This window comes from Salipiger sp. ABN3_019 (assembly GCF_056158605.1).
Genome location: NZ_JBSWTP010000004.1, coordinates 131,257 through 144,483 on the forward strand (window position 1 = coordinate 131,257; position 13,227 = coordinate 144,483).

General features: G+C 68.3%; 12 protein-coding genes. All 12 read left to right on the plus strand.

The window, feature by feature from the left end; translation table 11 throughout:
• The first annotated feature begins 4 nt into the window (after positions 1-4).
• From ACXAD2_RS04530 to ACXAD2_RS04585, 12 genes are read left to right on the plus strand one after another with little or no spacing between them, the layout of a single operon-like run.
• On the plus strand, positions 5-670 hold the full coding sequence (locus tag ACXAD2_RS04530; RefSeq protein WP_224901321.1) for an amino acid ABC transporter permease: 666 nt from the start codon (positions 5-7) through the stop codon (positions 668-670).
• Between the two features lie 3 nt (positions 671-673).
• Positions 674-1,336: an amino acid ABC transporter permease gene (locus ACXAD2_RS04535; RefSeq protein ID WP_224901318.1), complete on the plus strand. Its 663-nt coding sequence runs from the start codon at positions 674-676 to the stop codon at positions 1,334-1,336.
• Position 1,337: 1 nt separating this feature from the next.
• Entirely contained in the window at positions 1,338-2,111 is a 774-nt protein-coding gene (locus ACXAD2_RS04540; protein WP_475167440.1) for an amino acid ABC transporter ATP-binding protein, read from the plus strand.
• Positions 2,111-4,363, plus strand: a complete 2,253-nt coding sequence (locus ACXAD2_RS04545; protein WP_475167442.1) for a GMC family oxidoreductase — start codon at positions 2,111-2,113, stop codon at positions 4,361-4,363. Before ACXAD2_RS04540 ends, ACXAD2_RS04545 begins: the two co-directional genes overlap by 1 nt.
• Positions 4,360-5,520, plus strand: a complete 1,161-nt coding sequence (locus ACXAD2_RS04550; protein WP_475167444.1) for an NAD(P)/FAD-dependent oxidoreductase — start codon at positions 4,360-4,362, stop codon at positions 5,518-5,520. Before ACXAD2_RS04545 ends, ACXAD2_RS04550 begins: the two co-directional genes overlap by 4 nt.
• A 1-nt stretch (position 5,521) precedes the next feature.
• On the plus strand, positions 5,522-7,477 hold the full coding sequence (locus ACXAD2_RS04555) for an oxidoreductase (protein ID WP_475167449.1): 1,956 nt from the start codon (positions 5,522-5,524) through the stop codon (positions 7,475-7,477).
• The gene (locus ACXAD2_RS04560) at positions 7,474-8,769 is read left to right on the plus strand and encodes an NAD(P)/FAD-dependent oxidoreductase (RefSeq protein ID WP_475167451.1); all 1,296 of its coding nucleotides are present in this window, start codon (positions 7,474-7,476) and stop codon (positions 8,767-8,769) included. Before ACXAD2_RS04555 ends, ACXAD2_RS04560 begins: the two co-directional genes overlap by 4 nt.
• A gap of 27 nt (positions 8,770-8,796) precedes the next feature.
• Complete coding sequence (locus ACXAD2_RS04565) at positions 8,797-9,165, plus strand: hypothetical protein (RefSeq protein WP_224901302.1); 369 nt, start codon at positions 8,797-8,799, stop codon at positions 9,163-9,165.
• Between the two features lie 10 nt (positions 9,166-9,175).
• Positions 9,176-10,372 (plus strand): NAD(P)/FAD-dependent oxidoreductase, encoded by a 1,197-nt coding sequence (locus ACXAD2_RS04570; protein WP_475167452.1) that lies wholly within the window; start codon positions 9,176-9,178, stop codon positions 10,370-10,372.
• A gap of 33 nt (positions 10,373-10,405) precedes the next feature.
• Positions 10,406-11,209 (plus strand): AroM family protein, encoded by an 804-nt coding sequence (locus ACXAD2_RS04575; protein WP_475167454.1) that lies wholly within the window; start codon positions 10,406-10,408, stop codon positions 11,207-11,209.
• Positions 11,206-12,093 (plus strand): creatininase family protein, encoded by an 888-nt coding sequence (locus ACXAD2_RS04580; protein WP_475167456.1) that lies wholly within the window; start codon positions 11,206-11,208, stop codon positions 12,091-12,093. The genes ACXAD2_RS04575 and ACXAD2_RS04580 overlap by 4 nt, the downstream gene beginning before the upstream one ends.
• Positions 12,090-13,217, plus strand: coding sequence for a saccharopine dehydrogenase NADP-binding domain-containing protein (locus tag ACXAD2_RS04585; protein WP_475167458.1), 1,128 nt, complete (start codon positions 12,090-12,092; stop codon positions 13,215-13,217). The genes ACXAD2_RS04580 and ACXAD2_RS04585 overlap by 4 nt, the downstream gene beginning before the upstream one ends.
• Positions 13,218-13,227 lie beyond the last annotated feature (10 nt).

Genomic DNA, 13,227 nt, shown 5'->3' on the forward strand with positions numbered 1-13,227 from the left:
TCACGTGACACTCGATTTCAGCACGATCCCCGAGGTCTGGCCCGCACTCATGAAGGGTGCGGGCGTCACCATCCAGCTGACGCTGGCTGTCCTGATCCTCGCGACACCGGGGGGCTTGCTGGTCGCGTTTCTCAGGCTGGCGCCGCAGCCTTGGCTGCGCGCGCTGGTTCTGGCGCTGAGCTGGGTTTTCCGCGGCATCCCGCCGCTGCTGCTGCTGTTCTTCGCCTTCTTCGGCTTGCCCATCATGGGGCTGACCCTTCAGCCGCTGCCGGCGGCAATCCTCGCGATGACCACCTATATGTCGTTCTATTTCGGCGAGATTTTCGCCTCCGGCCTGCGCTCGGTCCCGCCGGGACAGGCGCAAGCGGCGGCTGCGCTTGGCATTCCGGCGCACCGCACATTGCTGCGCATCATCCTGCCGCAGACCATCCCCGCGGCCCTGCCGCCCTATATCTCGCACGCCACCGAAATCCTCAAAGGCACCGCGCTGGCCGCCGCCGTGGCGGTGCCCGAGCTTTCCAACGCAGCAAAGAAGATCTTTGTCGTCACCTACCGGCCGCTGGAGGTGCTGATCGTCGCCGCCGCGATCTATGCCCTTCTCGACGGGGTGCTGCTGCTTCTGCAGATGTTTGGCGAGCGCTGGTCGAACCGGCGCCGGGCGGGACGGTAGATCATGGATTACGCGCTTATCGCCCCCTATTTGCCGGACCTACTGTCGGGGTTCTGGATCACCGTGCAGCTCTCGGTCATCACGCTGGTGCTGGCCACGCCGATCGCCACTGCGATTGCATTGGGCCGCGACCTTGGTCCGCGACCTCTTGCGCGCGCCCTCGCCGTTCTGGTGAACGTGGTGCGGCTGCTGCCCGCGCTCATCGTCCTTTACTTCGTGTTTTACGGCGGCCCGCAGCTTGGCCTGCGCATGAAGCCGATGACCGCGGCAACGATCGGTCTCGTCGCCATGGGTGCCGCCTATATGTCCGAAGACATCCGCGGCGGCTTCTCGGCGCTGGATCGCGGCCAGCTTGCCGCCTGCCGCGCGCTCGGGCTGCCATTCGGCCACGCGCTGCGCCGGGTGCTGCTGCCGCAGGCGCTGCCGCTGATCGTGCCGCCCTATATGACCCGCGCGATCATCATGGTGAAAGGCACATCGCTGGCCTCCATGGTGTCCGTCGCAGACCTTACCGCCGAGGCCACACGCGCCTCTTCGATCACTTACCAGCCCTATGTCTTCGTGCTGCTGGCCGGGGTCCTGTACCTTGCGCTCAGCGGTGTGCTCGTCGCCTTTCAGGCGTGGGTCGAGAGGCATCTTCGGCTGCGCTACAGATTGGCCCGCTGACATGCCCGCTCACTTCGTTTCCGCCAGCAATCTTCGCAAGACCTACGGCGATTTCACCGCGCTCGACGGCGTTTCCCTGAGCATGGAGCGCGGCGAGGTCGTTGCGGTGATCGGGGCCTCGGGCTCGGGCAAATCCACGCTGCTGCGCTGCATCAACTATCTCGATCCGCCCGACAGCGGCGAGGTGCGGGTCGACGGCGTGCGGATCGGCTATGGCGAGGGCGCCCGCGAAGACCGCGCGCTGCCCGAACGCGACATTCGCCGCCAGCGCGCCGAGATCGGCATGGTGTTCCAGCATTTCAACCTCTTCCCGCATTTCACCGTGCTGCAGAACCTGATCGAAGCGCCAATGGCGGTGCGCGGCCTCAGCCGTGCCGAGGCCACCGAACGCGCGCGGGATCTGCTGAACCGTGTCGGTCTGTCGGGTCGTGAGGGGGCGTTCCCGGCGGAACTCTCGGGTGGCCAGCAGCAACGTGTCGCCATCGCCCGCGCGCTGTGCATGAAACCCCGCCTCATGCTGTTTGACGAACCGACCTCGGCGCTCGACCCCGAACTCGTCGGCGAGGTGATCGCCGTCATGCGTAGCCTCGCCGAGGAAGGCATGACCATGCTCGTCGTCACGCATGAGATGGATTTTGCCGCACAGACCGCGAGCCGCGTCGCCTTCTTCGATGCCGGCAAGATCGTCGAGACCGGGCCGCCCGCTCAGGTACTGCGCAGCCCGCAGCACCCCCGTACCCAAGCCTTCCTGCAACGCATTCTGCGGAGCCACTGATGACCACCTCCCTTTCTCCCGCCCAGACTTCCACGCTCACCGCGCTTTTCGACCGGATCTTCCCCGCTGGCGCGGATGGCAGCCCCTCGGCCTCGGAGATCGGCGCGGTGGACTATGTTTTGGGCGCGCTGAGCGGGCCCTACGCCGAACACCTCCCCCTCTATTCCGAGGTGATCGCGGCGCTGGATCTGGCAGCAGGGGGCGATTTCGCCGCCGCACCGACCGACCGGCAGGACAGCATTCTGGCGCTTTTCGAGGCCAATGACCCGGGCCTCGACGCCCTGCCACGCCCGGCGGATCACTCGGCTTTCGATCTCATCTGGCGGCATCTGCGCGAGGGCCTCTTCTGCGACCCGCGCCATGGCGGAAACCATGGCTTCAAGGGCTGGGACCTGATCGGCTTTCCCGGCGCGCAGCCGGGCTATCGCGCCGAAGAGCAGGAGGTGAGCCACAAGGTCGCCCGCGCCCCGCAATCCATGGTCAGCCTCGGCCAAGATGCCCGGCTCGACAGTGCGCCGGCCACCACCGCCGCGTCCGAGCCGCTGCCCGAGGCGGATGTGGTCATCATCGGCGGCGGTTTCGTCGGGGGCTTCATGGCGCACCGGCTGACCGCGCAAGGCAAACGCGTGGTGATCCTCGAAGCGGGCGACAGCCGCACCGGGCGTGAACACGCGATGGACGAGCTGTCTGCCACCGCCTTTCGCAACCTCGGCGGCGCGAAGAAGTTCAACAGCGAGGTGCCGACGTGGCGGCTGCGCCCCGGCGATCCTGCGCGCCGCGCGTCGATGAGCCAAGGGCTCGAAACCGAGCTCGGCGGCAACTCCGTGGCTTGGGGCGCGGTCGCCATGCGCTTTTACGAGGATGATTTCGAGGTCCGCTCGAAGACCGTCGAGAAATATGGCGAAGCCTCGATCCCGGCGGACAGCACCTTGGCCGACTGGCCGATGTCCTACGCCGATCTCGAACCCTATTACGACATGGCAGAGGACCTGCTTGGCGTCTCCGGCAACGCTGGCGGGCCGCGCGACAGCGGGCGCACGCGAGGCAATCCGTTCGAGGCTCCGCGCAAGCACCCCTACCCGATGCCGGCGCTGCGCCGCTCGGGTCTGGGCCAGACGTTCGCCACCGCTGCAGAAAACCTCGGCTACCATCCGTTCAACCTGCCGGCCGCGATCCTCACCGCGCCGCACAAGGGTCGGCACGCCTGCACCTACTGCAGCTTCTGCTCGCGCTTTGGCTGCCACGTGGACGCCAAGGCCTCGGCGCAGAACACCGTGCTGCCCGAAGCGCTGGACAGTGGGCTGCTGACCATCGTCACCGGCGCGCGCGTGACCGAGATCGTCACCGAGGACGGGCGCGCGGTCGGCGCGCGCTATCAGGCGTCCGATGGCCAGAGCCACGTGCAGCGCGGCGCTCAGGTGGTGCTGGCGACCTATGCTTTCGAGAACACCCGGCTGCTGCTGCTGTCGCGCGATGCGGCGCACCCGCAGGGGCTGGGCAACAACCACGATCAGGTCGGGCGCAACTACATGACCCGGCAGCAGCCCTCGGTCTATGCGGTCTTTGACGACCGCAAGCTCAACCGGTTCATCGGGCCAACCGCGCAGGCCACGGCCATCGCCGATCTGTCCTGCGACCACTTCGATCACACCGGGCTGGGGTTCATTCGCGGCGGTCGTGTCGCGGCCTTCAATCAGTATCTGCCGATCGAGGCCTCTGGCGTGCTGCCGCCCGACGTGCCGCGCTACGGCGCGGCGTGGAAAGAGTTCTTCGTGGCCTCCTACAACGCCACCATGATGCTGTTCATCGACCCCGAGATCCTGCCCTCGACCAACAACCGGCTCGACCTCGACCCCGAACAGACCGACGCCTCGGGACGGCCCGTCGTGCGCATCACCTTCGACATCGGCGACAACGAAAAGACGATGATCCCGTGGCTGCAGGACCGCGCCGAAGAGATCGCCCGCGAGATGGGAGCCGCCCGGATTTGGCGCCGCCCGGCGCTGACCGGACCGATCTCGACCCATGACACCGGCGGCACCCGCATGGGGCACGATCCGAAAAGCTCTGTCACCGATGGGTTTGGCCGTGTCCATGACACGCCGGGCCTGACCGTCGTCGGCGGCTCGAGCTTTGTGTCGCTGCCGCCGGTGAACCCGGCGCTGACCATCCTCGCGCTCAGCCTCAGAGCCGCCGACGCCATTGTCGGCGATCAGGCCGCCGCCGCTGACGCGCGGGACGTCATGGCATGAGCCGTTTCGACTGCATCGTCATGGGCGCTGGCGTGATCGGCGGCTTCATCGCGTGGAACCTGGCCCGTTCTGGCGCGCGGGTCGCTCTGGTAGACCCCCGCGGCGCGGGGCGCGCGCCTTCCGCCAGTTGGGCCAGTGCCGGAGGGCTGCGAACGCAGGGGCGGCATCGGCATGAGCAGCCGCTGAGCAAACGGGCCGCCGATCTTTGGCCCGGAATGCAGGACGCGCTGAGCGCGGACCTCGAACTGTCGCTGGGCGGCCATCTGCATCTTGCCGAGACCGAGGCCGAGATCCCGGCAATCGAAGGCCGGCTGGCGGCGGACACGGCGGGCGGCATCTCCACCGAGCGGGTCGACGCGGCCCAGATCAAGGACATTGCCCATGAGGTGACCGGCGCGGCTCTGCTCGGGGCTTTCACGCCCGGCGACGGTCAGGCGCATCCGGGGCGCACCGCCGAGGCGCTGGCCCGCGCCTGCGCCGCGCTTGGCGTGGCCTGCCACTTTGGCGCGCCTGCAAGCCTTCTCGTCGAGGAAGGCCGCGTTGCGGGCGCCGTGACGGGCGGGCAGAGCCTGCGGGCGCCGCAAACGGTACTGGCAACCGGCGCTTGGACGGCGGAACTCATCGCGCCGCTGGGCCTCTCGCTGCCGATGCGGGCGCGCGGGCTGCAGATGTTGCTCTCTGACCTTGCCGTGCCCCAGCTTGTGGCACCGACGGTCACCGCTGCCGGGCGCAATCTGTCGCTGAAACAACTGCGCTCCGGTGCCTTCATGATCGGCGGCAACTGGTTCGCCCGCCCCACCGGGCGCGGCCTGCAGACGCTGCCGCTGGACGCGCATGCGGCGGCGCAATGGGCGGAGGCTGCCGCAGTCCTGCCGAGGCTGAGCCGCCACAGGCTGGTGCACCAATGGGCCGGAACGGAAGCGCAGACCATCGACGGCCTGCCGTTCATCGGACGCGCGGCAGAGGGGCTCTATCTGGCGTGCGGCTTCTCGAACCACGGGTTCCAGATCAGCCCCGCCGTTGGCGCGCTGGTGGCTGAGGATATTCTGACCGGACCGGCCGCGCTGCTGGCGCCTTTCTCGCCCGAGCGCGCCGCCCACACCGCGCCAGACGATGCAGCGGCTTTCCTCGACGCTCCGATCCTCGCAACGGCCTGATATGACGCAGTTTCCCAATCTCACCGCCCCGATCACTCTGGGCAAGGTCACGCTGCGCAACCGCGTGTGCCTGACCGGTCACGGCACCGGCATGCCGACCGACGGCACCCCCAACGACCGGATGATCGCCTACTACGAAGAACGCGCCAAAGGCGAGGTTGGCCTGATCATGCTCGGCTCGCAGCAGGTGCATCCCTCGTCGCCGGGGATCACCGGGCTTTTGTGCAATTACGACGATGGGATCATCCCCGGGTTGCGCGAGTTGGCCCGCCGGGTGCAGGCGTATGGCACCAAGGTCTTTGGCTACCTGTCGCACATGGGGTTCGCGACCTCGGCCCGCCCCGTCGCCCTGTGGTCGGCCAGTGCCGACTATGAAGAGAAATACGGCGAGGTCGCGCATGAGATGACCGTGGCGGAGATTGCCACGGTGGTGACCGCGCATGCCGATGCCGCCGAGCGCTGCCTGCGGGCCGGTCTCGACGGGATCGAGGTGCATTGCGGGCACGGGCTTTTGGTGCAGCAGTTCCTGTCGCCGCTGTCGAACCATCGCACCGATGACTATGGCGGCGATCTGTGGAACCGCAGCCGCTTTGCCCGCGAAATCCTTGCGGCGGTGCGCCAACGGATCGGAGCGGATGTGCCGCTTGGCGTTCGGGTTTCGGGCGACGAATTGGTGCCCGGCGGGCTGACCGCTGCGGACATGGCCGAGGTTGTGCCTTGGCTGGTCGAGGCCGGGGCGCTGGATTTCGTCGACGTCAGCGCCGGGACCGATGGCAATCTGGTGTCGAACATGCTGCATGAGCCGCCCATGGGGCTGCCGCCGGGGCCGTTCCGTTCGCTGGCCCGGCAAATCAAGGATCGGGTCGACATCCCGATCATCCACGGCACGCGCATCCACACCGCCGAATTCGCCGAAGAGATGCTCGCGCAAGGCGATGCCGATATGGCGGGTATGGCCCGTGCGCTTATCGCGGACCCGCATCTGCCCGCCAAGGCCAGAGCCGGCCAGCCCGAGCGCATCACCCCCTGCATCGCCTGCGAGCAGGCCTGTTTCGGGAGGCTCTACCGGGGGCGGCACATCAGCTGTATCGGCACGCCGCTCACCGGCCGCGAGGTCGAGCCGGTCACCGCCGTGCAGACGCGGCACGGCCCGGTGGTGGTGGTCGGCGCGGGTCCCGGCGGCATGGAGGCGGCTCTGCAGGCGGCGATGCGCGGCCAACAGGTGATCCTGATGGAAGCCGCGGACCGTCTTGGCGGCCGCCTCGATCTGGCGAAACGGCCCACCGGCCGCAGCGAATGGGCCCGGCTGATTGCCTTCAAGACGGCAGAGCTCGAACGGCTCGGCGTCGACATCCGCCTGAACTGCCGCGCCGATGCAGCGGGGATTGCCGCGCTTGCCCCCTCTGCCGTGGTGCTCGCCACAGGTGCCCGGACCCGGCCGCTTGAGCTTTCGGGCGCGGCGGCGGACAAAGTGCTCTCGCTCGACGAGGCGGTGCGGCGCTGGTCCGAAGGGTCAGACAAGATCGGCCAGCGGGTGCTGATCCTCGACGGCATGCACCGGGCGCCAGCCATGGTCACCGCGCTGTCGCTGGCGGGTGCGGGCCATGAGGTGACGCTCGCCTCTGCCGCGCTGCACGTGGGGCAGCATCTCGAGATTCAGAACCTCACCTATCTGAACCGCGAGGTCCTTGCCGCAGGTGTGAGGCTCGCGCCGATGCTGAAACCCCTGCGCATGACCGAGGGGCTGGTCGAGATGGAAAACATCTTTACCCGCACCGTGACCGAGCGGATTGCGGCGGATACGATCATTGCCGCGCTGCCGGGACTGCCGGACACGCGCCTTGCGACCGATCTGGAGCACCTCCCCTTCCCGGTCACGGTGATCGGCGATGCCTATGCGCCGCGCGACGCCGAGGCGGCGATCCTCGACGGCTGGACCGCGGGACGCGCGCTGTGAGTGAGGAAAACGGCTCGCTCTGGACGCATCTGGCCGCGCCCGCGCCTGACCTGTCGCCGCTGCAGGGCGCGCGGAGCGCCGATCTTCTGGTCATCGGCGGCGGCTTTCTGGGGCTGTCTTCGGCGTTGCACGCCGCCGAAGCGGGGCTGTCGGTCGTGCTGATCGAGGCACAGGGGCCGGGGTTCGGCGCTTCGGGGCGCAACACCGGCTTCGTCGTCCCCAGCCTGAAGTCCGCACTGGGCCCAGCCGAGGTCGAAGCGGTGCTCGGCCAGCCCTATTCCGAACGCCTGCTGAGGTTGGTGGCCGGGTCGGGAGATGCCGTTTTTGACCTGATCGACCGCTTCGGCATGGATGTTGCGAAGGCCCGCAATGGCTGGCTGCAGCCCGGTCACAGCGCGCAGGCCGAGGCCATGCTGAAGGCCCGTCTGCCCGCCCTCCGGGCCGCGGGTGTCGCGGTCGATTTCCTCGATCGCAGTGAGATGCTGGCCGTGACGGGCCTGCCCGCGTTGCATGGTGGGCTGCGGGTCGCGAGCGGCGGGCAGATCAATCCGCTGTCCTATGCGCGGGGGCTGGCGCGGGCCTGCCTCTCGACCGGCGTCGCCCTGCATTGCGACAGCCCCGCACTGCGGCTCGAGCGCAGCGGGGGCGGATGGCGCGCCGAAACGCCGTGCGGCAGCGTCACCGCGCCGCATGTGCTGCTGGCCACCAATGCGATGATCGGCGGGCTGGAGCCGCGGATGCGCGATACCGTCGTTCCGGTGAAGGTCTATCAGGTGGCAACTCAGCCGCTGCCGACCGAGCTGCGCCGCCGCATCCTTCCTGCCTGCGCGCCGGTCGCCGATACCCGCCGCCACACCTTTGCCCTGCGCTGGACAGAGGACAACCGTCTGGTGACCGGGGGCATGGTCGCGCCGCTTCCAAAGCGGGACGGGCTTGCCCGCCGGGGCTTTCTGGCGCGGCTCAGGGCCTTTGTCCCCGACTGCCCACCGCTGCGGGCCGAGCATGTCTGGACCGGCACCATCGCCGCGACGCTGGACGCGCTGCCCCGGATCACCGAGCTCGCGCCCGGCCTCACCGGGGCGATCGGCTGCAACGGGCGCGGCGTGGCGCTGACCACCGCGCTGGGGGTCGAGCTTGGGCGCTGGCTTGCCGGCGGGTCGGCTGCCGATGATCTGCCGCTGCCCCCAACCCCGCCCCAACCGATCCCGATGGCCCGCCTGTCGGGTCTCGGCCCGCATCTCTGGCTGCCGTGGTCGTCGCTGCGCGACCGGCTCGACAGCCGCAGCACCTGACCCCGACCTTCAGCAAGGAAAGATCGAATGACCGAAGAAAAGATCCAATGGTCCCGCCAGGAAGACGTTGCCTTCACCTGGGTTCACGAGGGCAAGGAATTCAGCCACCGGCTGATCACCAACAAGCTGCATGGCTCGCCCATGTCGTTCCACATCACGACCTATATGCCGCATTTCGATGTGATGGTCGAAGGCGATGGCGAGCATGAGGTGATCCTCTACTGCCTGCACGGCTGGTCCGAGCAGATCGTCGAGGCCACCGGCGAGACCCATCACTTCAAGCAGGGCGACGCGATGTACCTGCCGAAGAACTACCGCTACCGCCACATCATCGGCGAGGCCGGGCTGGTCGTCGCGGTCTGCGCGACGCCCTCCAAAGAAGCCGGCGATATGTAAGGCGCTCCCGATGCCCGCACGTTTCCTGCACTCACTGTCCGACGTTCCCGCCCACCCCGATGTCACCATCGTGGGCGGCGGTATTGCCGGGCTTGCCACCGCGTGGGCGCTGTCGCAGCGCGGCCTGCGCCCCCTGTTGATCGAGCGCCTTCCGGCGCTGGCCATGCTCGCCTCTCGGCGTTCGGGCGAAGGCGTGCGGGCGCAATGGGAGCACCCCGGCTCCATCGCGCTGGCGCGGCCCTCGATCGATTTTTATCGCGATTTCGCCGAGCATACCGGGCAGGACGCGGGATATCGGCCGGTGGGCTATCTCTATGCCAGCCGCAGCGCGGCGGGCGCCGAGCTGTTGCGCGACCGGGTGCTGCGGCAGCAGGTAGCGGGCCTCGACGATGTCGCCTTTCTGGAGCCCGACGCGCTGCGCGCGCAGGTGCCGAGCCTTGCGGAAGACGTCGCGGGCGGTGCCTTTCGCGCCGCCGATGGCGTGGTCGAGATCGACCGGATCATCGCGGGCTACCTCGCCAGTATGGAGGCGGATATCCTGCTGGGCTGCGATCTGCTGGTGGTGCGTCCGGGCAAGCAATCGGTCACTCTGCGCACCACCCTAGGCGAGATTCACACCGGCCAGATCGTGCTTGCCACCGCTGCGCGGCTGCCGGGGCTGATGGTCGGGCTGAACCAACCGCTGCCCTTGCGGCTGTCGCGCTCGGCCATTCAATACGTCACGCTCGACGGGGTCGATCCCCAGCATCCGGCGACCATTGATGCCGATCTTGGCTCGTTCTGGCGCCCCGATCATGGCGGCGCGCGGATGACCGCCTCGTTCCGCTCGACGCTGTTTCTGGACAGTTTCACCGACGATCCGCCGGTCGACCCGGACTATCTTGCGCAGGCCATCGCCACCGTCGCGCCGCTGGTTCCGTTCTGGGGCCACCGCAGCCATGAGATCAGCGGCGGGCACATCCGCTCGGGCAGCCTGCTGGTCACCGGCGACGGCTTGCCGCTGATCGGAGCCCTGCCCGAGACGCCGCGGGTCCTTCTCAACACCGGATACGGCGGGCATGGCGTGATGATGAGCCCCGAAGGCGCCGCGCGGACCGCAAGGATCGTGCTGGGCGATGCGCCGGACCCGCACACCGACCCCGCCCGCTTTGCCGATCCGGACAATCCTCCGCCCGCCGAGCCGATGACCGTCAACCTCGCCGGCTGAGCCCCCTCTCCAAGACCAAGAACGAGTTTTCAAATGTCCCAAGCTAAGCGCCATATCGGCATCATCACCACCGGCCACGGCCCGCGCGACGAGTATCTGCACTATCACGGACTGTTCCTCAAAGCGCTCGGCGCGGATGTCACGATCACCCTGCGCCACATCTATGACGGGCTGACGCTGGCCGATCTCGACCCGCATGAGGTCGATAAATCCACCCCCAACCTCGGCGCGCATGTCCACGTGCCCGGTGCCAAGGGCAACCACATGGGCGATGGCTGGGAGCACCGGTTCTACGACCTGCAGTTCGCCACCGACCTCGTGCAGCTGGCCATCGAGCGACTGGAGACCGAAGACGGCGTGGACATGGTGCTGCTGGCCTGCGCCGCAGAGTTCCCCGAAGGCGCGCTTTCCGCCCGCACCATGCTGATCCACCCGCGCGAGATCATGTTCGGGCTGGCGCAGACCATCGCCGAAGGCGCGTCGCGCAAGCCCAAGGTCGGCGTCATCGTCGACGCCGAACATGCCGATCACGACCGCGCCGACTGGCTGTCGCGCGCCTTTGCGGATCAGATCGAACTGGTGGTCTCGCCGATCACCTCCACATGGCTGGAGGCGGCGCAGGCGCTTGGCGCGGCAGAGGTCGAATACGCCTTCTTCTTTGGCTATGGCGTCGGCCTTGCGCCCTATGACGCCCGCGACGAGATCCCTGCGCTGGAACGCGCCATCGGCGCGCCGCTGATCCTGCCGCACCGGGCCACTGTGCTGCATCTGCGCAACCTGCTGATGCCCGCGCTGAACGATCTTGATTACCTTCCCGCCGACTGGAACCGCACATGACCACCGAGACCCCCCGCCACTTCGCCCCGCGCCAGAAGATCTGGTCGCAGATGACCCGCGCCGAGATCACCGCCGCGCGCGACCGTGGCGCATTGGTGATCATCCCCACCGGCTCGATCGAGCAACATGGCGATCACCTGCCGGTCGAGACCGACAGCCTGCTGAGCGCCGCCGTCGCCGAGATGGCCGCCGCCCGGATCACCGAGGTCGAAGTGATCGTCGCGCCGGTCGTGTCCTTCGGCTTCACGCCGCATCACCTCAGCTGGCCGGGAACCATCTCGCTGCGGCTCGACACCTATCTGTCGATGCTGCGCGATGTGGCCCGCTCGGTGCTGGATGCCGGGTTTCCGCGGGCGATCTTCGTCAACGGCCATGGCGGCAACTCCGCGCCGCTGCGCGCGCTGGTGGGCGAGATGATCACCGACGGACATGCGGTCGGCATGGTGGATTATTTCGCACCGTCCTTCGAGACGATGGTTGGCCTGCTCAAAGGCGCCCTGCCCCGCCCCGGTCACGCCTGCGAGCAGGAAACCGTGCTTGCCGGGCAGGTCCTTGGCACAGATGAGGCCGCGCTTCTGGCCGAACGCAGCGCGGGACTTGAGCCGCGGTTGATCCAGCCGTGGGTCGCGCCGGGATATCCCGACGATCCGGTGACCGAAGCCGGTGCGGGCTGGGCCGCGATCTTCCACGCCGACGACTGCGGCTACTACGGCGATCCCGGCGCCGCGACCGCAGAGACCGGCGCGGCGGTGCTCGAGGTCACGGTGGCCGGTCTTGCTCGGTTCCTCGAGCAATTCGCGCAGACGCCGCTGCGCTTGGGCATCGCGCCTGATCCGGCGAAACCGGGGATCGCGCAGCCCCTGCCCAAGAAGGTGTCGCAATGAGCTTCGACGTGATGATCACCGGTGCGGGCGCGGTGGGCGCCCATGCGGTGGAATATCTTGCCCGCCGCCCGGAAATCACCCGCATCTGCCTGATTGACCGCGACGGGCCGCGCGCCGAAGGCATCGCATGGCGCGCCACGCTTGGCGCGCTGCAAGAGGGCCGCCACGTCCGGATCGAGGCGCATGGGCTGGACCTCGGCGACAGCGCCGCGCTGGCCGAGATCATCGCCCGCACCAAGCCGCGGACCTTGTTTCATGCCGCGACGATGATCTCGGTTCCGGAAATGGCCCGTGGCCTGCCGCCCGAGGTCTTCGAGCGGATCCGCAGCGCGGGCATGGGCGGCTTCCTCGCCGCGCATCTGGCTCTCGGCCTTTCGGTGCAGAAAGCGATGGGGCTGGCCGGACACAGCTGCAGCTTCATCACCGCGCCCTTCCCGGATTTCGCCAATCAGGTGCTGACCCGGACCGCCGCCGCCTCAGGCGGGACGAAGCCGCTCACCGGCATCGGCAATGTCGACAACATGGCCGCCGAACTACAGGCCATGGTGGCGCAGCATATGGGTGTCTCGGCGCTGTCGGTCCGGCCGATGATCATGGCGCATCATTCGGTGGCCGAATGGTTCCAACGCTCGGGCAGCGCGGGCGCCGCACCATGGCTGGCACGGGTGCTGGTCGAAGGATGCGACGTGACCGACAGGCTCGATCTCAACGCGCTCATGGCCGAGAGCGCCCGCCGGATCCGTCAGGTGCCGCAGGAAAGCCGCACCGCGGCCTCGGGCGTCAAAACCGTACTGGCGGCGCTGCGCGACGACGGCAGCTATCAGCATGGCGCGGGGCCGGATGGTCTGCCCGGCGGCTGGCCGATCCGGGTCTGGGCCGACCGCGTCGAGGTGCTTCCGGTGCCCGGCCTCGATCCGCAGGCGGCGCTGGACACCGCGCTCTCGGGCCAGTTCAAAGGCGGCATCGCCGAGATTGCCGAGGATGGCACGTTGATCGCGACAGAGATCTGCGCGGCGGCGATACGCGACGAATTCGGGGTGGACGTCACGCGGCTGTCTCCGGCCGATATACCGCAAGCGGCGGCGGCGCTTCGCGCGTCGCTGAGCCAGCGGATCGCGGCGTAACAAAACAAAC

Excerpts from the sequence above, each read along its gene's own strand:
- ACXAD2_RS04540 (WP_475167440.1), top strand. The coding sequence starts at position 1,338 with ATGCCCGCTCACTTCGTTTCCGCCAGCAATCTTCGCAAGACCTACGGC.
- ACXAD2_RS04585 (WP_475167458.1), top strand. The coding sequence starts at position 12,090 with ATGAGCTTCGACGTGATGATCACCGGTGCGGGCGCGGTGGGCGCCCAT.
- ACXAD2_RS04545 (WP_475167442.1), top strand. The coding sequence starts at position 2,111 with ATGACCACCTCCCTTTCTCCCGCCCAGACTTCCACGCTCACCGCGCTT.
- ACXAD2_RS04565 (WP_224901302.1), top strand. The coding sequence starts at position 8,797 with ATGACCGAAGAAAAGATCCAATGGTCCCGCCAGGAAGACGTTGCCTTC.
- ACXAD2_RS04550 (WP_475167444.1), top strand. The coding sequence starts at position 4,360 with ATGAGCCGTTTCGACTGCATCGTCATGGGCGCTGGCGTGATCGGCGGC.
- ACXAD2_RS04555 (WP_475167449.1), top strand. The coding sequence starts at position 5,522 with ATGACGCAGTTTCCCAATCTCACCGCCCCGATCACTCTGGGCAAGGTC.
- ACXAD2_RS04570 (WP_475167452.1), top strand. The coding sequence starts at position 9,176 with ATGCCCGCACGTTTCCTGCACTCACTGTCCGACGTTCCCGCCCACCCC.
- ACXAD2_RS04535 (WP_224901318.1), top strand. The coding sequence starts at position 674 with ATGGATTACGCGCTTATCGCCCCCTATTTGCCGGACCTACTGTCGGGG.
- ACXAD2_RS04580 (WP_475167456.1), top strand. The coding sequence starts at position 11,206 with ATGACCACCGAGACCCCCCGCCACTTCGCCCCGCGCCAGAAGATCTGG.
- ACXAD2_RS04575 (WP_475167454.1), top strand. The coding sequence starts at position 10,406 with ATGTCCCAAGCTAAGCGCCATATCGGCATCATCACCACCGGCCACGGC.